The organism is Anabaena sp. FACHB-83 (assembly GCF_014697485.1).
Classification (GTDB): Bacteria; Cyanobacteriota; Cyanobacteriia; order Cyanobacteriales; family Nostocaceae; genus Nostoc_B.
Genome location: NZ_JACJRY010000040.1, coordinates 11562 through 32767, shown reverse-complemented (window position 1 = coordinate 32767; position 21206 = coordinate 11562). Strand labels below are relative to the sequence as shown.

Genomic DNA, 21206 nt, shown 5'->3' with positions numbered 1-21206 from the left:
GCAAGTTAGTATTTCATTCAATTCGCACTCTCCAGTTACCTATCCGTATTCTTTGCTACCTATTTAGTCGCTCTTACAGCAATCAACAAATGGCTCAGAAGCCAGTGCATTTAAATTGACTGATTTCAATAATGTCCACCAATCAACTCTGGCTCGCACATTTTTCGGCTCACTGCGGCGTAATTGTGCTGAAGTCGCTAGTGCTTCATACCAAATCCCAGCTTCAGCATAAATGCTTGGTAATTTGCGAGGTTGGGCTTTGGCTAATGCTGCTGATAATGAGGCTTCTGCTTCAGTGCGTTCTACCCAACCATCTACCCAAGGATTTGTGCTGGCATCTTGAGAGTTGCACATAACAGTCAAATACCAATGGTAAGTTTTGCCCACTGCTAATTCTGGGGCAGTCTTAGGTAAGGTAAAACTGATAATTCCAGATTTATTCGGCAGCGTCAAAGTTGTTTCATAAACAGAATTCTCATCTTTATCAGTTAACAGCACAAACTTGGCTGTTTTGACTGAAGATTCCGGTACAAACCAGAACAATGTAGGACGTTCAGCTAATGTCAAACCTAGTTTGTTTGCAGGTAAGAGAGGGACTATTTGTTTCTTATTTTTCAAACAACTAGAACCGCGAGTTGAACCACCAGCACTGGCGGGTGGATCTCCGCGTTTTGGTGGCTTAAATGCTTGGCTAATTTGCCATCCTTGTGTTTTCGAGATAGATTCAGCTTTTACCTGTGCGTTGAGACTAGAAATTGGCAGAACATCTAAGCACAGTATGGACAAGACGGCAAAATATACAGATGACTTAATCCATTTCATATTGATGATGTTGCTTTGGTTTGAGATTGACCAAAACTGATAAATTTTTACTTACTGGCTTGTTCCAGGAATTTAGTTATGGCGGTTCTCGGTTGGATGAGGTACATTTCAACCCCACCCCCAACCCCTCCCCGCTTGCGTCAGCAAATGCGGGGTGGGGTTCCAACTGTATTACAAGCAAGTAAGAACTGCTATATGCCTGGTAGTCAGCTAAATTTAAGTGTTCCCAAAAATCACCTTGAAGTTTGCACTGTCCAAAAATTACTAGTATTTTTTTGTATAAACCAATACTTAAGATATTTAGTAGAAATCAGAAATTTGGCATCTTTACTGTTGACGATCGCACTTTTAACGCTGACTATTGACTATTCACTTTTGACGGTTCACCAATGATTAAAATCGCAGTTATTGGGGTTGGGCGTTGGGGAGTACATTTACTGCGGAATTTTTTAGCACATCCCCAAGTCAGTGTGGTAGCAGTATTAGATCCCCACGCAGAAAGATTAACAGCAGTCAAACAGCAATTTAATTTAGATGAAAATGTATTATTAACAACACAGTGGACGGATTTACAGAAAATAGCAGATTTAGCCGCAGTTGCGATCGCCACACCAGCCACAACTCACTATCATTTAATCAAAGATGCTCTCCAGCAGGGATACCATGTTTTAGCGGAAAAGCCTTTAACTTTAGACCCCAAGGAATGTGAGGAACTTTGCTATTTAGCAGAGTTACAAAAGTTAATTTTGATGGTTGACCATACTTATTTATTTCACCCAGCTGTTACAGCCGGAAAAGCGGTAGTTGAGGCGAATCAATTAGGTGAATTACGTTATGGTTATGCTTCTCGTACCCACTTGGGGCCAGTCCGCCAAGATGTTGATGCACTCTGGGACTTAGCGATTCATGATATTGCGATTTTTAACAACTGGCTGGGACAAGTACCTGTAAAAGTGCAAGCAACGGGGACAGTGTGGTTGCAAACAGCAGAAAACTCACCATCTGATTTAGCAGATTTAGTTTGGGTAACGCTGACCTACCCGAATAACTTTCAAGCATACATTCATTTGTGTTGGCTAAACCCTGATAAACAAAGGCGTTTGGCTGTGGTGGGTAGTCTGGGGAGTTTAATTTTTGATGAAATGTCACCGAATGCACCATTGACTTTATTACATGGTGAATTTGAACGCCAGGGAAATCTTTTTATTCCGGTAAATCAAAGCCGAGAAGTGATTGACTTAAACCCTGGTGAACCTTTACAACAAGTGTGCGATCGCTTTATTCAATCCATACTCCAAAATCAACCGCCGCTTGTGTCATCAGGTTGGGTAGGTACAGAGTTAGTCAAAATTTTGGCAGCTTTAACCGCATCTCTCAATCAAGGTGGAAAACCTATTTTTATAAGCAATATTTAAAATTTCCTGAAAATCGCTCTACTCAGATCCTCGACTTTTTGAAGTGGTTGGGGATCTTGATTTTTCAAGAAAGTTTGAGGACTGCTATAGATTTAATATATATGAACATAAATTTTCAAATGACTATTTACTTTTACAAAGTGTGGCAGCCTTACGGTTGTTTTTCTAACTTTTCTTGCCATCCCATCCAAATCCAAGGTACTTATTGGTCAACAGTTGAGCATTATTATCAAGCCCAAAAGTTTGTGGGTAGCAAAGATGCAGCAATTATACCTGTGATTCATGCTGCTGCCACACCAGAAGAAGCCGCCGCCCTAGGACGCTGTAGTTCAAGGACATTACGTTTAGATTGGGATTTGGTGAAAACTCAAGTGATGCGTGAAGCAGTACTCAAAAAATTTCTCACTCATACTGATATTCGAGAAGTTTTACTAGCGACAGGAGATGAGACGCTTGTGGAAAATTCTCCGACTGACTATTTTTGGGGTTGTGGTCAAGATAAAACTGGTCATAACCATCTAGGTAAAATTCTGATGAACGTGCGCGAAGAAATTCGTCACTTACGCCTTTACTCCGTAATTACCAGGAATTATCGCCAAGAGTAGATACATATAAAAGTAACTTGGTACTGGCACAGGGAATGCTGACATTCCCTAAATAAACAAAATTGAGAGGCTATCTCACTAGATTTACTGAATTAATGTGGTTAAAAATTAAAAAATCATAAAAAAAACTAGATTCATAGAGACAATTTAGGAATTGGTGGATTTACATAATCCTACCGAATACATCATTTTGTAGTAGGTATAAAATTAGTTGACAAATAATATTTCCTCGTTGTTATTAAAAGTCAAAGATAAAAACGGCGGCTCTGGGTATAGCAGCATTTTTCTAACATAGTTTAATTATTTTTATAGGTTTAGTAGGCAATGGAATATACTGATAACCCAAGCGGTTCGCAGCCTCCCTTTAGTCAAGAGGGTCTATTACACCGGATCATCAACCGGATTAGGCGATCGCTGGAACTGACAGATATTTTAACAGCTACCGTTGCCGAAGTCCGTGAGTTTTTGGCTACAGACCGAGTGATGGTATATCGGTTTGATGCTGATGGTAGTGGAGAAGTGATTGCTGAATCTCTCAATGATCAAGTACTACCATCCTTAATTGGGTTGCACTTTCCATCTGCTGATATTCCTCTGGAAAGCAGAAAAATGCTGTTATTAGGACAGCCACGGATCATTGTGGATGTATCTCAGGGTAAATTAGGGTTATCTTTGCCAGCGCCCAACACTACAGCAGAACTTCTAGAAAGCGAAAGCGAAAATACCTACTATCAACAAGTAGATCCCTGCCATATTCAATATTTAACAGCAATGGGGGTACAGTCTTCGCTAGTGGTGCCGATTGTACATAGCGAAGTCCAAGGTGATTCTTTCAAACCGATACTTTGGGGACTATTGGTATCACATCACAGTCAACCACGAGAGATGTCCCCAGCAGAACTGACCCTAGTCCAGCAAGTTGTTGATCAAGTAGCGATCGCGATCGCTCAAAGTACTCTTTATGCCCAAACTTTAGCAAGACAAAAGCGGGAAGAGACGATTAATCGTGTTACGACTCTACTGCATCAATTACCAAAACTGGAATTACAGGCCGCTTTAGAAGAAACTGTCATCGCCTTAAATGGTATGAGTGGCCGCCTTTACATTGAATCTGCAACAGAAGTTTACACCTTTGGCGAACAACCAACCATCCCATTCGAGCCAGAAACTAGCATCATCGAACAACATCCTGTTTGGCAAAAATGGATGGATGAATGTAAACAAGGTCAAATTTGGATGACCACCAACCTTTACCATGAAGCACATTTGCGTGTTTTAGCATTTGCGTTTCAGTTAACCCAAATTCGAGGTATGTTAGTCATTCCTCTGCATTACCGACAAAAATTAATCGGTGTATTGAGTGTGTTTCGCCCAGAATTTAACACCGAAATTTTGTGGGCTGGACGACGTGAACACAATCCCCAACAACAATTACCGCAAATTTCTTTTGATGTGTGGCGAGAAGAAAAAAAGGGGCAAGCGATTGCTTGGACAGATGAAGACATTTCCCTCGCCCAGGCTTTGTCTCATAGCTTTTCGATTGCTGTTCAGCAACAACAAATGTACCAAGAAGTACAGGCAATCAATAGCAATTTAGAACTGTGGGTAAAAGAGAAAACGGCGGAACTAGAAAAATCCTTATTGTTTACTAAGGTAATTAAGCAAGTTTCCGAACAAATTCGCCGTTCATTAGATTTGAAAACTACCTTACAAACTATAGTCTATGAAGTTCGTTCACTGCTAAATTCTGACAGGGTGATCATTTATCAAAGAACTGGTGAATCTGAGGGTCAGGTAATTGTTGAAGAAATCAACGGTTCTTGGTTATCAACTCTGGGAATTCCCACACCAGCAGGCTGTATACCCGATGAATCAACATTTGTATTCTTACAGGGTAAAGTTAGAACTATTAATAATGTCAATACAGATTCTATTAATGCTTGTCACCGAGAATTTTTGCAGAATATACAAGTACAAGCTAACTTAACTGTTCCCATCAATATCGGTTTGCAATTTTGGGGTTTACTGATTGTGCATCAGTGTGCCAAGCCCAGAGATTGGCAAGATACAGAAATAAATTTACTTCAACAGTTGGCTGATCAAGCTGCGATCGCTATTCAGCAAGCTCAACTTTATGAACAAAGTTGTTTATCTGAAGCCGAAGCCAGAGCAAAAGCTACACAATTAGAACAAACTTTAATAGAACTGCAAGCAGCACAAACGCAATTAATTCAAACCGAAAAAATGTCCAGTTTGGGTCAGCTAGTAGCAGGCGTAGCCCACGAAATTAACAACCCAGTTAACTTTATCTACGGTAACTTACACTATGCGAATCGGTATACTCAAGACTTGTTAAAAATGATCGAGCTTTATCAGCTGCACTATCCTCAACCTCATGCTGAGATTATTTCTACTGCGAGGAGTGTTGATTTAGAATTTTTGGCAGATGATTTACCAAAAATGATTTCTTCCATGCAAGTTGGAGCCGATCGCATTCGTTCGATTGTTTTATCTTTACGCAATTTTTCCCGCTTAGATGAAGCCGAAAATAAACCAGTTGATTTACATGAAGGTATAGATAATACCTTATTAATTTTGCAACATCGCCTGAAATCTACAGCTAATTTCACAGGTATTGACATCATCAAAGACTATGGTGATTTACCCTTAATAGAATGTTATGCAGGACAAATCAATCAAGTCTTTATGAACATTATCACAAATGCTATTGATGTCTTGGAAAATCAAGGAGATTTAGGGCAAGATAAATTTCAGCTTCCTAAGCCGAAAATCTCAATTTCTACGAGACTAGCTACAGATACATCACGCATATTGATTCGCATTGCTGATAATGGGCCAGGAATGACGGAAGATGTCAGGAAGCGAATTTTTGATCCATTTTTCACCACCAAAGCTGTAGGGAAGGGTACAGGGTTAGGATTAGCTATTAGTTACCAAATTATTGTCGAAAAACATGGTGGAATGATGGACTGTATTTCTGAAATCGGTAAAGGAACAGAGTTTTGGATTGAAGTTCCCATTAGGTTGTTACGTCATCTAAATAATAAATAAAAGTAGGCAGTAAAATCGATATAGAGATAGATTTACAATGGCTGAAGAAGTTTTATTTTCCTCAACAAAGTGTAATAATTCTCAAAACAATTTCACTATTTGTGTCATTTTGAAAACAAAAATTCAAAAGTCATTTCATTCATGTCAACCTAATATTTATCATGAATGACTTCCGACTGTTCAGCTATATATTCTCCTCTTCAAAGTAAAGTTTAATTGCAGAAATATTCATACTAATCTACTGATGTTAATCTAATAAATGAAGTTACTTAGCTTCCCTGGCAGATAAAACAGCTAGAGTGTAATAAAAGAAGAGGTAAAACGCTGTTGAATTTATGTCTGTCTCGTACAAACCCAACAACACCCAACGCGAACGCTGATATTTCCTCAAATATTGAAAATCAGGGGGCGCTGTAAACTGGTTTTCATTGCTTGTTTTGAGTAGTGAAAGAGATTACATCCCTGCCTAGAAGAAACAAGAGGAGGAAATAATTTTAGCTAGTAGATGCTTGGGTGTTGTTGTATTTAGGTAAATCGGTGTAAGCTAGTAGCCAGCTAATTGCAGTAGAATGTAGAATCCAGAATTCAGCAGTAAGTTATTGAGTGTGGGTAATTCAACTTCTTCAAACTCATAACTTCTGTAAGCTCAAATGGCAATTTGCCTAGCAAATTCTGAATTCTATGGAAATAAACAGTTAAATAATTCAAATAGCGCCTTATGTCAATTATTGCGCTCAGAGCATGGTACCTTCAAGATTATGAACCAATTTCACAATTGGAAAAACGCCCAGCAGATATTCGTCTCAGTAAAAAAAGTCTACTGCGTTCGGCTTTGCGAGCAGACTTTTTAGAAGATAGTGATGACGTGAAAAAATCTGTGTGGTTTGAGCGTTATTTGGAAGGGGAAAATATTGAATTTTATATTGAAGGTAGTGGTGGTTATTGTGTAGCTAATATTGACTTGATTAGTCATGAAATTTATTTCACCAAACAAGCATTGTTAGCGCAGTTAGATCCAACCATTTTTTTCTGCTATCAAACTGAGTATAGTGCAGCCAGTGAAGCCTTGCGCGAGGGGTTGCAAAAAAGCTTGGAAATTTTGAATCTGCGATCGCGTCTGCCTTTAACATTAGTAGAATCTTATAGACCGAGTGATGGCATTCTGCGCTTAAATAAAGCCATGATGCGAAAAATCCGCAAGAGTTTATTGTTTATAGCCGACACTACAGCCATCGCCAGCATTGACAGCCAAGAAAATCAGCAATTAATTCCTAGTCCTAATGTTTGCGTAGAAATTGGCTATGCAATTCAAAGTAAACGCTCTGAACAAATTTTATTAGCACACATGCAGCGCCCAGATTTAGAAGGTAAAATTCCTTTTGATTTACCAACACAACAAATTCTGCAATTCAAAAATAGTACCGAACTCAATAAAACCCTGATTAAAACCTTAGAAGTTCAGTTAGCAAGGTTTAAGTTATTTTACTAAAACGCCCATGTGGTTTTAACATAAATGCCATATCAGGGCCAGTCGGCACAATTCCACCAGGGTTAAGCGGGAAAAGATTGCCATAATAGTCTTGCTTGACACTTTCTAAATCACAAGTTCCAGCCACACCTGGTAACTGATATAAGTCGCGTAAGTAGCCTCCTAAATTGGGATAATCTTGAATGCGGTGGCGGTTACACTTAAACAACCCATAGTACACAATGTCAAAGCGAAATAGCGTTGTAAACAAACGTACATCCGCTAAAGTGAGATTGTTACCACAAAGATATCGGCTATTATTCAACGCTGCATCAATTTCATCCAGAGTATCGAATAATTGATCACAAGCTTGGTTGTATGCAGCTTGAGTTTGGGCAAAGCCACAGCGATAAACACCATTATTAACATTTGTGTAAATCTTTTGATTCCACCAGTCAATTTTTTCTTGCAGTTCGGCTGGGTAGAGATTGAGTGTGGGATTTGTCGCTAACTCTTTAAATTCTGAGTTCAAGATGACAATAATTTCCGCACTTTCGTTATTGACAATGGTTTTGGTTTGTTTATCCCATAAAACTGGAACTGTACAGCGCCCAGTGTAACCAGGTTGGGCAAGCTGATACAATTGGGCGAGAGTTTGACAACCTTCATCTTCACTGGTAAATACCCAACCCCCAGACTCCGCCGAAGGTTCAACAGTAGTAACTGAGATCACATCTTCCAATCCTTTGAGCGCCCTGACAACTAGTGTGCGATGCGCCCAAGGACAACCCAAGCCAACGTAAAGTTTATAACGTCCTGCTGCTGGTTGGTAAATGTTACCCTCAGCTTGACTCACAACACTTCTAAACTGACTGTCGGGACGAATATATTCCCCTGATTGACTGCGGGGGGCGAGTCGAGACATCATAATCTGCCAAAGAGTCGTCCAGACAAACTTACCTAAACCGATAATGAGCTTTGGCGGTAGAGATTTGCCTTTTTTCTTAATTTTGGTATCAGTCATAGTTGAGTAGAAACCGATGTCTAGGACAAGCTACTAATTGCGTCTACGCATTTATGCTCAATTACAACTCTAACGCTCTTTCTCTTCTCTGAGCCTTGGCGTGAGGTTTTTACGCCTCTACACTAAAATCAACCTGATCGTAAATATCCCCCAGCAAAACCTGACAAGGAATAGAAGATAAATTCAACAACAGATTTGCATCTTCATATTCAGAAAATATCCACTTATTATTATCTGTTTTGTAATACTGCTCAACGTGGATTTTATATTGGTCAATCAGAATATATTCTTGAAAATTAGGAATTGTCCGATAAGCAGCAAACTTTTCATCGCGGTCATAACTTTTAGTAGATTTTGATAACACCTCAGCAATCAACACTGGGTTAATTAAAGTATCCCGTCTTCCTTCTGCATACTCTAGTTGATCTGCGATCGCCATTACATCAGGATACACATACATTCTTTTTTGAGGAATCCAAAGACGTTGCCTGAGAATAAAGACTTGATAAGGCTGGCGTTTCAAAGCCATTAGTAAATTAGCACCAAAGTTACCAACAACTGTATTATGGTTTGTTATTTCACTTACCTGAAGAATAACTTGCCCGTCAATATATTCGTGCTTTTCCTCTGAATTAACCTCAAATTCTAAATATTCTTCCGGCGAATAGTAGCGTTGTTCTGGTAACTGCATAACTACCAAAATAATCAGTAATTAACCGCAGATAAACACAAATAATTTATCTGGGTATATCTGTTGTTTTATTTTAAGTTAACTCAACTCAATACTTGCTCTGCTTCAATGGTATTAATTTGGTCAATAACATTCCAAACTTCTTGTAACATTGGTTCTAACCCAGTACGAGTGACCGCAGAAATCAAGAAAACTGGAGCATAAGCAAGGTGATTTAATTGAGTAGCCAACGCATCTAAATCAACTTCTTCTCTATCAACTACCTCAATTTTATTCAGTGCTAAAATTTGCGGACGCTCTGTTAAACCGCGTCCATAAGCTTGCAATTCTTGTTGAATAGTATTGTAGTCTCTGATGACATCATCGCTGGTTGCGTCAATTAAATGTAATAGTACTCGTGTGCGTTCAATGTGACGTAAAAAATCATGTCCCAAACCGGCACCTTGGGCTGCACCTTCAATGAGTCCGGGAATGTCGGCAAAAACTGTACCATCACCCGTGGGTTTTCGCACGACACCCAAATTTGGTATGAGGGTGGTAAAGGGATAATCAGCAATTTTTGGTCTAGCTGCTGATAATGAGGAAATCAAAGTCGATTTACCAGCATTTGGTAAACCAATAATTCCGACTTCTGCTAATAGTTTCAACTCCAAACGGAGAGACTTTTTTTCCCCTTCTAAACCAGGGAGTGCGTATTCTGGGGCGCGGTTGCGGTTACTTAAAAAATATTGATTTCCTAGTCCACCTTTACCGCCTTCAGCAATAACTAAAGTTTGTTCTGGTGCAATTAAATCGCCGATAATTTCATCAGTCTCGGCATCATAAATCACTGTACCGCAGGGAACTTCGATGATTAAATCTTTCCCGGATGCGCCAGTACGGTTATTAGGGCCGCCTCGACCACCATTTTCCGCCTTAAATAGATGGTTGTATCTAAAGTCCAGAAGGGTTTGGAGGTTTTCTACAGCCTGGAATATCACAGAACCGCCGCGTCCGCCATTTCCGCCAGAGGGGCCGCCAGCCGGCACATATTTTTCTCTGCGGAAAGCGACAATACCATCGCCACCTTTACCAGCTTCAACTTCAATTGCTACTTGATCAATGAATTGCATATTTCTACAGTGCTGAGTTGTGAGTTTTAAATTATAAGTTTTTTAATCAATGCTTTATCTTTTATTCTCTACTTTTAACTCAGCACTCAGCACTCAAATATATGGCGTAACATCCTCACCGCAGTCATCAGCCAAATAGGAGAGGGCGCGGAAACGTAACCCAACTAATTGTTCATAAAGTGGATTAATCTTACACAAGGGCGGGATGTGGACAATTTTACGTCCAAATAAGGTGACATCTCGTTCAAACGGACATTGAGAGGGAATCATTTTACATAAAAACCGAGCAACTCTGGGGTCTTGTACATCTAGCCCATCTAACCAGTCGCGTAGTGAGTTAAGTGGTAAGTGGGGTGGCGTTTTGGATGAAACTAGTGGATCTTGAATTTCTAGGGTATGTCGTAGGGCTTGGATAATATCTTCTGGGAGTTCTAAAACTTGGCAAAATTGATGTAGTACTTGATCTTCGCTGGGAGAATATGTACCATCAGCGATCGCTACCATCACAGCTGTACGTAAAAAATTTTCAGCTGCTGGCGTACCTTTACCCAAGGCTGTGGCTAAGTCTTCTGGTGTAATTACCTCTAAAGACTCCCATTTTAGGCTCGGTGCTAATTCTTCTTTGGTCAGACTAGCAATAAATTGCTGTTCATGGTCATCAAAGTTGCCATCTGCCCAAGCAATGGTTAGCAGTCCACGCAACCAAGCGGCTATTTGTTCGCTACTGTATGGGGATTGTACAACACTAGTCATACATTTACTCCTCAAGCTTCTCTCGATGATTACTAGGCTAACTTGAAGGCAACTGATTGCACAGTTAACTCCCAGGCTTTTTAAGATTTGCTGTTTTGTTAACTACAAGTAAGGTGCGATCGCTTCCTGATCACATTGCAAGTTAAACTACTCTTAAAATAATCTTGAGAATTTTTATATTTAAACTTGTACTAAGATAATGAATTTAGATAGCGGAGGTACTCAGCAATTGTGAACTTATGACCTTTAAATGCTGCTCACAGCACACTCAAATAGTCAAGTATTAAACATCTATTATTGATAATAAATATCAAATATGTAGAAATTCATCAAGAATCATCATCAATAGGTCAACAGACATCCACCTTCTACACCATCAGTAAGGGTTGTTCAACAATATTCCCAGAACAATCCTAAATGATTTATCAACATCTCTCTACCTTGTTTACCCTCTCCTCCTTGTCTCCCTTATCTCTGTTGTTGACATATCAAACATGACTGCTATATATAGCCCAACACATAATTAGCAATTTCAGGTATCAGCTATGTTTTATTTTGGGATTGAGCATGAAGTCGCGTTCTTAAACCAAGAAGGTAAATTTGCCGATTTTAACCACACCAAATTTGCTGATTTTGCTCAAATTGTCGAAAGATTACCCACCTATCCCAATGATTATCCTCAACTACGTGTAGGTGATGCTGGAATTAAAAAGAAAAGATGGTATATTGAAGGGTTTGAAAGATTTGCTGATTCTGATCAACCAATAGATTGTTTAGCCAAAGGTATTGAAATCAGAACCACCATACATACTGATATTCAAGGTGCGGTGAATGAACTATCAGAAAGTTTTCGTTTACTGCGAGAATTAGCCGGTAGTTTTGGTTACACACCAGTTTTAGCGAGTTTTAACCCTTACAAAACAGTTTTTGAACCCCAACCACCATTAAACGATTTTGAAATCAAACAACTACAAGCTTATCCTGACGAGCAAACTGCTAATATTTACATGGTCAGTTACGGGCCAGATTTAAATATTTCTGTAGCAGATATGTCTACAGAAAAGTTAATTGATATTGGTCGCAAGCTAACTTATTACAGTCCTTATATCGTCCCTTTTACTTATAGTTCACCATTTTACAATGGTAGTTTGTGGGAAGGGTTATCAGTTAGAACTTTTATTAGAACAGGTAAACGTTCAGCAACATTAGTTTTTGTCGAAAAACAAGAACAATTAATTCCTAGTGTTCCATCATTAACCAAAGTTGCTCGCATTCCCGCAGAAATCGGACGTATAGAATTTAAAGCTTTTGATAGTTGTGATGATTTTAATATTTATGCAGCTTTATTGGCATTATTAAAAGGTTTGATATTAGATGAAACTTTACAGGGGAGATTAACTGTACCTGATGCAGCTTTGCACCAGATTTCTGCTAAGGAAGGTTTTAATAATGAAGAGATTTTTGCGAATGCCATAGAAGTTTTACAAGCATCTGAGTTTGCTTTGCATGATGACCCAGATGTTAACTTGCTTACACCATTAAAAATAATGCTAGAACAGCGAAAAAGTAAATCTCATGAATTAATTGAGAAGTTTCACAAGCTAGGTTCAATAGAAGAAGTGCTACGACAAACTTATTGAGTTAAGAAATTAACCAGTAAGTAACTCGGTGGAAATAAACAAAACTATGTTACGAAACGTAAATAGGCTTGAAAGCCTTACTAATGAACAATGACAAAGGACAAATGACAGCCATCACTAGTTATGCTTAATTGCAACGACCTACTTATAAGAGCATATTTTGATACATTTACTGGCTATAAGCATCTGTAAACATAGTATGAGAGCGAGTAACGACTTACATAATAGTATTCAATGATTCACTAGAAAATAATAAACTTTCTCTCAAAATTAATTTATTATTATCGCTAGAAATGCTCAGTTCTGTGCCTTCGATGGATTTTCTTAAAAACTTTGTGAGTTGATTGCTGTTTTCTTTCAACCGTCTTTCATTAAAATTAGGTATATTATCTATCAGAAACTTATGGATTTGAGAAAGAGGAATACCAGATTGTATAAGTTTATAGTCATTCTTTAAAGTAAGTAATTTTTCTTTAGTTTCGTTATATATATCAATAAATATATAACTATTTTTATTTTCATTTGTATAATATTGTATAGGATTTTCTTCTTTATTATTGACTGTTTCAGATAAGGTTTTCTGAATAGGTATCAGAGGGATGAAATAATCACAAACAGACTTGAAAAAACGATTTGATTTTCCTTCATAGGCACAACCAATTACCATTTTTCCATATTCATGTAACTTTTTGGCAAGAGAAGCAAAAGCACCATCACCTGATACAATTACAAACACCTCTAAATTAGGGCGAAGATTTACTAATTCCATAGCATCAATTGCTAACTGAATATCTGCTGCATTTTTTCTATAACCAAAATCGAAAATTTGAATTGCTTCAATTCCCAATTCTTGAATTTCTTTTCTAAGAAATTTTAGCCTAATATCGCTCCAATCTGCATAAGCACATTGGACAGATGCCTCCTGAACTATATCTATTTTTCTTAGATTATCTTGAATTAGCCTAAAGGAAAAATTAAGATTACAATCACTTCCGCCAATTGTTAAATTTTCAATATCGTAAAAAATAGCTGTATTGAAATTTCGTTTTGTAAATAAAGCATAATCCTTATTAATCAGGAGTTGATGTACAATGCTTTGGCTCTCTTTTAACTCTTGATAATCATCTCTTAATTTTTTTATCTCTTCACTTTGAAGCAAGTTAACTGATTCTTGTTTTAATTCTGTTAATGTTGTCGTTATATCTTTTACTTGTAGCTGTGTTTGTTTTAATTCGCTCTGATGTTTATCAATCTCTTCTTGAAGATTAACAACTGTATTAGATAGAAGTTGTTGACGTTCTTGATAAGCTTCACATAATCCTTGTCGTATATTAGCCCAGTCATTTGGAAATTTATCATAGGTTAAAACCTGTAAAGATACTTCATAACCTGTGATTGCAATTTCGAGATTAATATCTCGGTTGCCCTGCTCAAATGTTTGAAGTATATTGCTAAATTGAAAAATAATTTTTGCTAATTTAATAGCTGTATCAGGTCTATCATTAAATTGTTCTATTGCCCATTTTTTTAGTAAACAAGCAAAATCATTATTTATCTTGTCTAAGTTCTGTTGTAAAATTAAATTTATTTCTTGGTTTTGGTAGAGCGTTTTTAACAAATTTCGTAGAAGAGACAAATCGGGATTACTAACTTCATTTACCATAAATCTATACTCAACAATTTAAACATACTTTTATTATTCCCTTATTTGTATATAATCTAACTGTTATAAAGGTGTTAACCAATAAGTAATTCCTTGAATAACTTGATTTTTAAAACCCAACTTAGGCAAATCTTCTGCTGATACACCAAGATAAGTCCAGTGTGGCACATCTTTAACTACAGTTTGAAACCAACCATTTTGATTTAGAATTTGTCTTTGTTTTGCATTCGATACACCTAAATCAATTGCTAACCCCCAAAGATGCTGGGATGTTCCAGGTGGTGCGACTACGCCTAGAATTGCTGTTTCTTTACCTTCTTTGACTTTTTCTAAAGTTTTATTATTAGCATATTTATGCCAAAATCTTAAATTCGTTGCATAACTACGCAGACAATCACTCGCACCATAGCCTGATTTTAGGGGAATATTAAACTGTAATCTAGCTTTATTTAAAGCATCAGAGGCTGACTTTTGTAAATAACAATCCTTGGTATTAACAACTCTTTCTAGTGTTAATTGTGACTGAAATTCTTTAGTGTCTTCTTCATTATCAAAAATTAATTTTGGCGGTAATTTTACATTACTAGTTGAATTAATAAATGCTGACCCGTAGGAACGGAGTAAAGTATATTCATAAGTTCCTGGTGCGGGCATTACCTTTAAGTTTTGCATAATTGTAGCCACAAAATTTTCTTGTGGGCTTAATGGTTCACTAGCAACAGATTGCGGTAAGTTGGGTTCTTGGGCATTAGCACTACAGCCAGATACTGCGGTAACTAAGCATTGATTTGTGGACTGTAAATTATTAACTGATTGATAGCGTTGCAAACTGTTACTAGCCACCAATGCCAAACAAATAAAAATAGCAGTCAAGATAAATTTTGCTGGTTTAATTAGACGTTTCATTAATTGCTGAAATTTGTGAATATATTCAATAGCATAATCTGTACAACTATGGTAAAAATAGTTGCATTGGTAACATATAAGCTAGATTTAACTAAATTCTTAAGCAGAACTTAGTTAATAATTATAATTTCTAAATTTGAAAATTTCTCTACTACTATATGACTAGTTCTTTTGATAGCTTTTTTATTAACAAGGCGCATCCTGGAAAGCACTGGATCAGCTAAAATATCAATGAATCTTAGCTTGCTGTTGTATAAGTATGACCATGCACAATTCTATTGAATTCCAAGACGCTTATGATGTGATTGTCGTCGGTGCAGGTCACTCCGGTTGCGAAGCCGCCTTGGCCTCTGCTCGTCTTGGTTGTCGGACTCTGCTATTAACACTGAATTTAGATAAAATTGCTTGGCAACCTTGTAACCCCGCCGTCGGTGGCCCGGCTAAATCTCAATTAACCCACGAGGTAGATGCTTTGGGTGGGGAAATTGGCAAAATGGCAGACCGGACATATTTGCAAAAGCGTGTCCTTAACTCTTCACGGGGGCCTGCGGTTTGGGCATTACGCGCCCAAACAGACAAGCGCGAATATGCGGCGGTAATGAAAGCTATTGTGGAAAATCAAGAAAATTTGACCATTCGTGAAGGGATGGCGACAGATTTAGTTTTGGGCGCTAACGATGAAGTTGTTGGTGTGGAAACTTATTTCGGTGTGGCGTTTAAATGTAAAACAGTGATTTTGACCACAGGTACTTTTTTGGGTGGCAAGATTTGGGTTGGTAACAAATCAATGGCGGCGGGACGTGCGGGAGAATTTGCGGCTGAGGGTTTGACTGCAACTTTAAATCGTTTGGGTTTTGAAACAGGAAGATTAAAAACTGGGACACCGGCACGAGTAGACAAGCGATCGGTTGACTACAGTAAGATGGAAATTCAGCCAGGAGATGGGGAAGTTCGCTGGTTTAGCTTTGACCCAGAAGTGTGGGTAGAACGGGAACAAATGCCTTGTCACATGACCCGCACTACTGCTGAAACCCACCGTTTAATTAGAGAGAATTTACACCTATCGCCCGTTTATGGTGGTTGGGTAGAGGCGAAAGGGCCGCGTTATTGTCCCAGTATTGAAGATAAGATTGTGCGCTTTGTGGATAAGGAAAGCCATCAAATCTTTATTGAACCAGAGGGGCGGGATATTCCAGAATTATATATTCAAGGTTTTTCCACGGGGTTGCCAGAAACTCTGCAATTACAAATGTTGCGGAGTCTACCAGGGTTGGAAAACTGTGTGATGCTGCGTCCAGCTTATGCAGTTGAATATGATTATTTACCTGCGACTCAGTGTTATCCCACAATGATGACGAAGAAAATTGCTGGGTTGTTTTGTGCTGGTCAAATTAATGGCACAACGGGCTATGAAGAAGCCGCAGCCCAAGGAATTGTGGCGGGAATTAACGCGGCGCGATTTGTGCGTGGTCAGGAAATGATTGTATTTCCGCGTGAGCAAAGTTACATCGGCACGTTACTAGATGATTTGTGTACAAAAGACCTACGAGAACCTTACCGGATGTTAACTAGTCGGTCTGAGTATCGCTTGCTGTTGCGTTCGGATAATGCAGACCAACGCTTAACGCCTTTGGGACGGGAAATTGGTTTAGTTGACGATCGCCGTTGGCAATTATTCACCACTAAACAAGCCCAAATTACAGCAGAGAAAGAAAGATTATACACTACCCGCATTAAAGAACATGATCAAGTCGGAAAAGCGATCGCCTCTGACACCCAACAAGCCATCAAAGGTTCTATCACCCTTGCTGACTTGCTGCGGCGACCAGGATTTCATTATGTTGACCTGCATAAATACGGCTTGGGTAATTCCAGTCTCACCCAGGCGGAGAGAGAAGGTGCAGAAATCGATATCAAATATTCTGGCTATCTCGCCAGACAACAAAACCAAATTGAACAAACCGCCCGACAAGCACACCGCCAGCTACCTGCGGATTTAGATTATGGCAAAATTGATACTCTTTCTAAAGAGGCACGGGAAAAATTAACTCAAGTAAAACCACTGACTATTGGCCAGGCTGCCCGTATCGGGGGTGTGAATCCTGCGGATATTAACGCACTGTTAATATATTTGGAATTGCGTAAAACCAAACACCAGACAGACTTTCCGGCATTAACGTAAGTTAAAGTTTTAACAAGCGTGAGTATAGTAGAAGGGAGGGGATTGGTATGATTGATGACACGAATTTTTCCCTGGCATCAACAGCAATCTTCAGACTACGTTGAATTTAATACCACATAAAAATAAACTCGTCAAGTTTAGGCTGGCAGTTTGATATTTTTGCAAAATCCTGATTTCCAGGCGTTAAGAGCATTACTTAATCCTGGCAAACAAAACCCAAAATCATGCCTATGTTACAAGAATTCAACAACCATCTCATCGTTCCGGAACCATCAGAAGAATTAATTAGCAACGAGCCTTGGTCAATCGAAATTTATGCTGATGGCTTGATGGATGATTTGTTTGCCGATATTGACGACATTTTAGATGGCAGTGGCAGTTTATCTTCCCATACTGTGAGGTATGGTGGCCGCATACCACAGCGTTCTAGAGAAGAAACATCTGTAAACGATTGGTATTACTCAGATTACGAGCCACTGCAAACGCTGAATATACCGCAGATTATCCTGCCCAATATGGTCAACACTGTACAAGGCGTTCCTCAAGTCAGAAATCAGCACGCCAGTACAGTTGTAGTGGATACTCCCGCAATGGCTTCGGGAATTAGAAGACCGAAAATCAAACGGGCTTTCAGCAAGCTGGTGATTTTAGGAACAGCCATCGGGATTGCGATCGCTGGTACGATTTATTTACTACGGGCAGAAGTTCTCTCTTTGATCACTGGCAGATGGACACAGCAAACCGCCTTCATGTCAGGAACTCAATTACCCACCAAAGCGGAAATCGAGGCAGATTTAGCCGATTACATGCTGGGTTCGTTAGCCATTATCGACCAACAAGGCGGAAAAACTAATCAAGCATCTTTTCGCACCGGCATCAGCAACCGCATAACCTCTAACCCGAATACCATTGCTTATGCTGGTAGTTCCCCCATCGGTAACTTACCATCTCCGCTCACCGCTAACAATACAGCCCCCACCGCTAACCGTTCAGCAAACAATGTTGTTGAACGCATTTATATTCCTGTTTATCAAGCGCCTTCACCCATGCGCTACGGGCTACCACGGCTTCCCGGAACTCCCTTAACTCTACCGCCCATAGCCAACGCTAGACAAACAACTCAGCCGAATGCCGTCAAAACAGCTTTAAACACTGCCAAGCAACCAGGCAAACCTGTCAGTGTAAATATGTTAGCTGCTGCTGTGCGTACCGATCTCAAACCTGTAGCTGTACGTACTGCCCCAATTACTGTCAGACAATCAGCCAGTCCCCTTCCCGCCTTACCAGTTGCACCACTGCGGGCTGCTTCAGCGCCTGTAACGAGTGTGGCTGCATCACCAAAAACCCCCCAACAAGTCTATTTAGCCTCCAACCCTCAACCTGCACCCAGTCATACCTTAGAAGGTGTACTGGAGCTAGGTAAGAAATCTGCGGCTTTATTTCAAGTTGATGGCGTAACTCGGCGCATCAATGTTGGCGAAACAATTGGTACTAGTGGCTGGACTTTAGTAGAAGTCAACAACGGCGAAGCAATTGTCCGTCGGAATGGTGAAGTTCGCTCTATTTACACAGGACAAAAGCTATAAGCTGAAAGTTAAATTTCGTTGACAGCAAATATCACAATTAAACAAATCCTAAATTTCTCAGAGTAGATTCTTTTACCCAACTACTCTAATCTCAACATGGAAAAATATCGCTATGTTTTCTTTAGCGTCAATACATTTTTTAGCCTGCTCTTGCAGGTTTTTTATTTTATGTAATCCTGCTTAGTAGTATAACATGCTTTTTTTATTTATCCAGTAAAATTACCGTAATATATTTTTATATAAAAATGAGTGTAGCCCTCATAATTACGGTAATAAGTACAGGGACATAAATAGTTGTAATTATGGCAAGGCAGGAGGCAGTGGTTCGGCTTCGCGGTAATCGAGCGAAGTCGAGATTCACCAACCAGGTAGGAGGCAGAAGGGAAGAAGTTTTTAGCTATTTTGTTCAAGAATTTTATAGTTAAGCTTATTTGTGTCTTCTTACTTACTACGAAATTTATGTACCCTTGAATAGGCTATAGAATGGGAAGTTTAAAATTAAGATGAGGTAGGAAAAAATGACTGAATATAAAACTCATCTTTGATTTATAAAACACGCACTACACCCTAGAAAATATTTTTTCTACTCTCTACTCCCTACTCCCCACTCCCTGCCTACACAGATAATTTAAAAAATCAAACCAGATAACATTTCCACAGTTATCCAACCATGTTCGGGACAACTAAAATCGACTTTAAATGCTCGCGGCATAAAATTATGAGGAAATTACTGAAGCTGGTGCTAAATAGCAGCAGTTATATTCATAGTAACCTCATATTCAATGTGGAAAACCAAGGGCGCATCTACTATTTCTCAGCATGAATCAACCCACAAAAACCACTTGGCAGGATGTTCATGCAGCGTTCCAAAAAATTTGGGGTTACGATGATTTTCGTCCACCACAGGGAGAAATAATCAGAACTTTATTAGCACAGCAAGATGCTCTGATTATTATGCCAACAGGTGGCGGTAAATCTATTTGTTTTCAATTACCAGCATTATTACAAACAGGATTAACATTAGTAATTTCTCCCTTGGTAGCGTTGATGGAAAACCAAGTAAAAGAACTACATCAACGCCATCTGAGCGCAGCACTTTTGCATAGTGAATTAGCTTCATCTCAACGCCGTGCAGCACTGCAAGCATTGGAAAAACAACAACTACGATTACTTTATTTATCGCCAGAGACGTTATTAAGTCCACCTGTTTGGGAAAGATTATCTCAGCCACATTTGCAAATCAATGGCTTGATTTTAGATGAAGCACATTGTTTGGTGCAATGGGGCGATACATTTCGACCAGCTTACCGCAGATTAGGGGCGGTACGTCCGGCATTGCTCAAATCAAAACCACCAGGAACGAAAATTAGTATTGCTGCTTTTACAGCAACAGCTGATCCATTAGTGCAAAAGATTATTCAAACAGTTTTACAATTAGAGCAACCTGAAATTTTTCGGCAGAATCCTTACCGTGCTAATTTGCATCCTAGTGTTCGCATCGCTTGGACACCACGGGGGAGAAAACAACAGTTACTCCAGTTTATTCAAAAGCGATCGCCACAAGCTGGTTTAATTTATGTTCGCACCCGCCGCGATAGCGAAGAATTAGCAGCATGGTTAGCTGAGATGGGTTATCCGACAGCCAGTTACCACGCAGGGTTAAGTGCAGCCGAACGCCGCGCCGTCGAAGCCAGTTGGTTAGGTGGTAAAATACCATTTGTGGTTTGTACCTGTGCCTTTGGAATGGGGATAAATAAGCCTGATGTCAGGTGGGTTGTCCACTATCACGCACCACATTTACTATCAGAATATGTGCAGGAAATCGGCCGTGCGGGACGAGATGGGAAACCAGCCGAAGCATTGACACTGGTGAGTGAACCTACAGGATGGTTAGATTCTGGCGATAAGCAAAGACAACAGTTTTTTGCTGATAAAATGCGATCGCAACTGCAAACAGCACAGCAATTAGTCAAAAAATTGCCCAAACAAGGCGATATTCATACAGTCACGCGACAATTTCCTGATGCTGCTGTAGCATTAGCCTTACTCCACAGTAGCGGACAATTAAAATGGCTTGATCCTTTCCATTACAAAATTGAATCAAATGTGCAGAAACAGCCAGCAACGCAACTGCAAGCTGTCAAACAAATGCAACAATATTTAACAACAAAACAATGTCGTTGGCAGTTTTTATTAAATGCCTTTGGTTTTGCTCAAGATGCCACTAATTGGCGTTGTGGACATTGTGATAATTGTCGTTAACATCA

Annotated in this window: 16 protein-coding genes; 9 read left to right on the top strand and 7 right to left on the bottom strand. The window is 39.2% G+C overall.

Annotation, left to right across the window (positions count from 1 at the left end):
* Positions 1-63: 63 nt before the first annotated feature.
* A complete protein-coding gene (locus tag H6G79_RS28775) occupies positions 64-822 on the bottom strand; it encodes a DUF928 domain-containing protein (RefSeq protein WP_190594140.1) in 759 nt (252 codons plus the stop codon).
* A 78-nt stretch (positions 823-900) separates the two neighbouring features.
* On the opposite strand from H6G79_RS28775, the gene H6G79_RS28770 reads away from it, so the two are divergent.
* The 5 genes from H6G79_RS28770 (at position 901) to H6G79_RS28750 (ending at position 7403) form a co-directional block, all read left to right on the top strand.
* Positions 901-1215 carry a hypothetical protein gene (locus H6G79_RS28770; RefSeq protein ID WP_190594138.1) on the top strand — a complete coding sequence of 105 codons (315 nt, stop codon included), beginning with the start codon at positions 901-903 and terminating at the stop codon, positions 1213-1215.
* Positions 1212-2237 (top strand): Gfo/Idh/MocA family protein, encoded by a 1026-nt coding sequence (locus H6G79_RS28765; protein ID WP_190594136.1) that lies wholly within the window; start codon positions 1212-1214, stop codon positions 2235-2237. Before H6G79_RS28770 ends, H6G79_RS28765 begins: the two co-directional genes overlap by 4 nt.
* Before the next feature lie 119 nt (positions 2238-2356).
* Complete coding sequence (locus H6G79_RS28760; RefSeq protein WP_190594134.1) at positions 2357-2842, top strand: NADAR family protein; 486 nt, start codon at positions 2357-2359, stop codon at positions 2840-2842.
* Between the two features lie 324 nt (positions 2843-3166).
* Complete coding sequence (locus H6G79_RS28755; RefSeq protein ID WP_190594132.1) at positions 3167-5914, top strand: GAF domain-containing protein; 2748 nt, start codon at positions 3167-3169, stop codon at positions 5912-5914.
* Between the two features lie 718 nt (positions 5915-6632).
* Positions 6633-7403 (top strand): hypothetical protein, encoded by a 771-nt coding sequence (locus H6G79_RS28750; protein WP_190594124.1) that lies wholly within the window; start codon positions 6633-6635, stop codon positions 7401-7403.
* Here the strand turns inward: H6G79_RS28750 and H6G79_RS28745 are convergent.
* The 4 genes from H6G79_RS28745 to H6G79_RS28730 all read right to left on the bottom strand — a co-directional run bounded on the left by H6G79_RS28745 (position 7387) and on the right by H6G79_RS28730 (position 10962).
* The gene (locus tag H6G79_RS28745; RefSeq protein WP_190594123.1) at positions 7387-8406 is read right to left on the bottom strand and encodes a glutathione S-transferase family protein; all 1020 of its coding nucleotides are present in this window, start codon (positions 8404-8406) and stop codon (positions 7387-7389) included. The genes H6G79_RS28750 and H6G79_RS28745 overlap by 17 nt on opposite strands.
* Before the next feature lie 109 nt (positions 8407-8515).
* The gene (locus H6G79_RS28740; protein ID WP_190594121.1) at positions 8516-9097 is read right to left on the bottom strand and encodes a Uma2 family endonuclease; all 582 of its coding nucleotides are present in this window, start codon (positions 9095-9097) and stop codon (positions 8516-8518) included.
* A gap of 83 nt (positions 9098-9180) precedes the next feature.
* Positions 9181-10209, bottom strand: a complete 1029-nt coding sequence (gene obgE / locus H6G79_RS28735) for a GTPase ObgE (protein ID WP_190594119.1) — start codon at positions 10207-10209, stop codon at positions 9181-9183.
* A gap of 93 nt (positions 10210-10302) precedes the next feature.
* On the bottom strand, positions 10303-10962 hold the full coding sequence (locus H6G79_RS28730; RefSeq protein WP_190594117.1) for a Mo-dependent nitrogenase C-terminal domain-containing protein: 660 nt from the start codon (positions 10960-10962) through the stop codon (positions 10303-10305).
* A gap of 545 nt (positions 10963-11507) precedes the next feature.
* On the opposite strand from H6G79_RS28730, the gene H6G79_RS28725 reads away from it, so the two are divergent.
* Positions 11508-12602, top strand: a complete 1095-nt coding sequence (locus H6G79_RS28725) for a glutamate--cysteine ligase (protein WP_190594115.1) — start codon at positions 11508-11510, stop codon at positions 12600-12602.
* A 217-nt stretch (positions 12603-12819) separates the two neighbouring features.
* Here H6G79_RS28725 and H6G79_RS28720 read toward each other — a convergent pair whose 3' ends face one another.
* Positions 12820-14265 carry an NYN domain-containing protein gene (locus tag H6G79_RS28720; protein ID WP_190594113.1) on the bottom strand — a complete coding sequence of 482 codons (1446 nt, stop codon included), beginning with the start codon at positions 14263-14265 and terminating at the stop codon, positions 12820-12822.
* Between the two features lie 63 nt (positions 14266-14328).
* Positions 14329-15171: a D-alanyl-D-alanine carboxypeptidase family protein gene (locus tag H6G79_RS28715; protein WP_190594111.1), complete on the bottom strand. Its 843-nt coding sequence runs from the start codon at positions 15169-15171 to the stop codon at positions 14329-14331.
* A 259-nt stretch (positions 15172-15430) separates the two neighbouring features.
* Here H6G79_RS28715 and mnmG point away from each other — a divergent pair, with 259 nt between their 5' ends.
* From mnmG to H6G79_RS28700, 3 genes are all read left to right on the top strand, one after another.
* Entirely contained in the window at positions 15431-17353 is a 1923-nt protein-coding gene (gene mnmG / locus H6G79_RS28710) for a tRNA uridine-5-carboxymethylaminomethyl(34) synthesis enzyme MnmG (protein ID WP_190594109.1), read from the top strand.
* A gap of 224 nt (positions 17354-17577) precedes the next feature.
* Positions 17578-18939 carry a hypothetical protein gene (locus tag H6G79_RS28705; protein WP_313934624.1) on the top strand — a complete coding sequence of 454 codons (1362 nt, stop codon included), beginning with the start codon at positions 17578-17580 and terminating at the stop codon, positions 18937-18939.
* Positions 18940-19758: 819 nt separating this feature from the next.
* Positions 19759-21201 (top strand): ATP-dependent DNA helicase RecQ, encoded by a 1443-nt coding sequence (locus H6G79_RS28700; RefSeq protein ID WP_190594107.1) that lies wholly within the window; start codon positions 19759-19761, stop codon positions 21199-21201.
* Positions 21202-21206 lie beyond the last annotated feature (5 nt).

What these genes read in the sequence shown, in the direction of transcription:
- obgE (WP_190594119.1), bottom strand. Translation starts at nt 10,209, where the DNA reads ATGCAATTCATTGATCAAGTAGCAATTGAAGTTGAAGCTGGTAAAGGT.
- H6G79_RS28765 (WP_190594136.1), top strand. Translation starts at nt 1,212, where the DNA reads ATGATTAAAATCGCAGTTATTGGGGTTGGGCGTTGGGGAGTACATTTA.
- H6G79_RS28715 (WP_190594111.1), bottom strand. Translation starts at nt 15,171, where the DNA reads ATGAAACGTCTAATTAAACCAGCAAAATTTATCTTGACTGCTATTTTT.
- H6G79_RS28775 (WP_190594140.1), bottom strand. Translation starts at nt 822, where the DNA reads ATGAAATGGATTAAGTCATCTGTATATTTTGCCGTCTTGTCCATACTG.
- H6G79_RS28725 (WP_190594115.1), top strand. Translation starts at nt 11,508, where the DNA reads ATGTTTTATTTTGGGATTGAGCATGAAGTCGCGTTCTTAAACCAAGAA.
- H6G79_RS28740 (WP_190594121.1), bottom strand. Translation starts at nt 9,097, where the DNA reads ATGCAGTTACCAGAACAACGCTACTATTCGCCGGAAGAATATTTAGAA.
- H6G79_RS28720 (WP_190594113.1), bottom strand. Translation starts at nt 14,265, where the DNA reads ATGGTAAATGAAGTTAGTAATCCCGATTTGTCTCTTCTACGAAATTTG.
- H6G79_RS28705 (WP_313934624.1), top strand. Translation starts at nt 17,578, where the DNA reads ATGCCTATGTTACAAGAATTCAACAACCATCTCATCGTTCCGGAACCA.
- H6G79_RS28770 (WP_190594138.1), top strand. Translation starts at nt 901, where the DNA reads ATGGCGGTTCTCGGTTGGATGAGGTACATTTCAACCCCACCCCCAACC.
- H6G79_RS28755 (WP_190594132.1), top strand. Translation starts at nt 3,167, where the DNA reads ATGGAATATACTGATAACCCAAGCGGTTCGCAGCCTCCCTTTAGTCAA.
- H6G79_RS28745 (WP_190594123.1), bottom strand. Translation starts at nt 8,406, where the DNA reads ATGACTGATACCAAAATTAAGAAAAAAGGCAAATCTCTACCGCCAAAG.
- H6G79_RS28750 (WP_190594124.1), top strand. Translation starts at nt 6,633, where the DNA reads ATGTCAATTATTGCGCTCAGAGCATGGTACCTTCAAGATTATGAACCA.
- H6G79_RS28730 (WP_190594117.1), bottom strand. Translation starts at nt 10,962, where the DNA reads ATGACTAGTGTTGTACAATCCCCATACAGTAGCGAACAAATAGCCGCT.
- mnmG (WP_190594109.1), top strand. Translation starts at nt 15,431, where the DNA reads ATGACCATGCACAATTCTATTGAATTCCAAGACGCTTATGATGTGATT.
- H6G79_RS28700 (WP_190594107.1), top strand. Translation starts at nt 19,759, where the DNA reads ATGAATCAACCCACAAAAACCACTTGGCAGGATGTTCATGCAGCGTTC.
- H6G79_RS28760 (WP_190594134.1), top strand. Translation starts at nt 2,357, where the DNA reads ATGACTATTTACTTTTACAAAGTGTGGCAGCCTTACGGTTGTTTTTCT.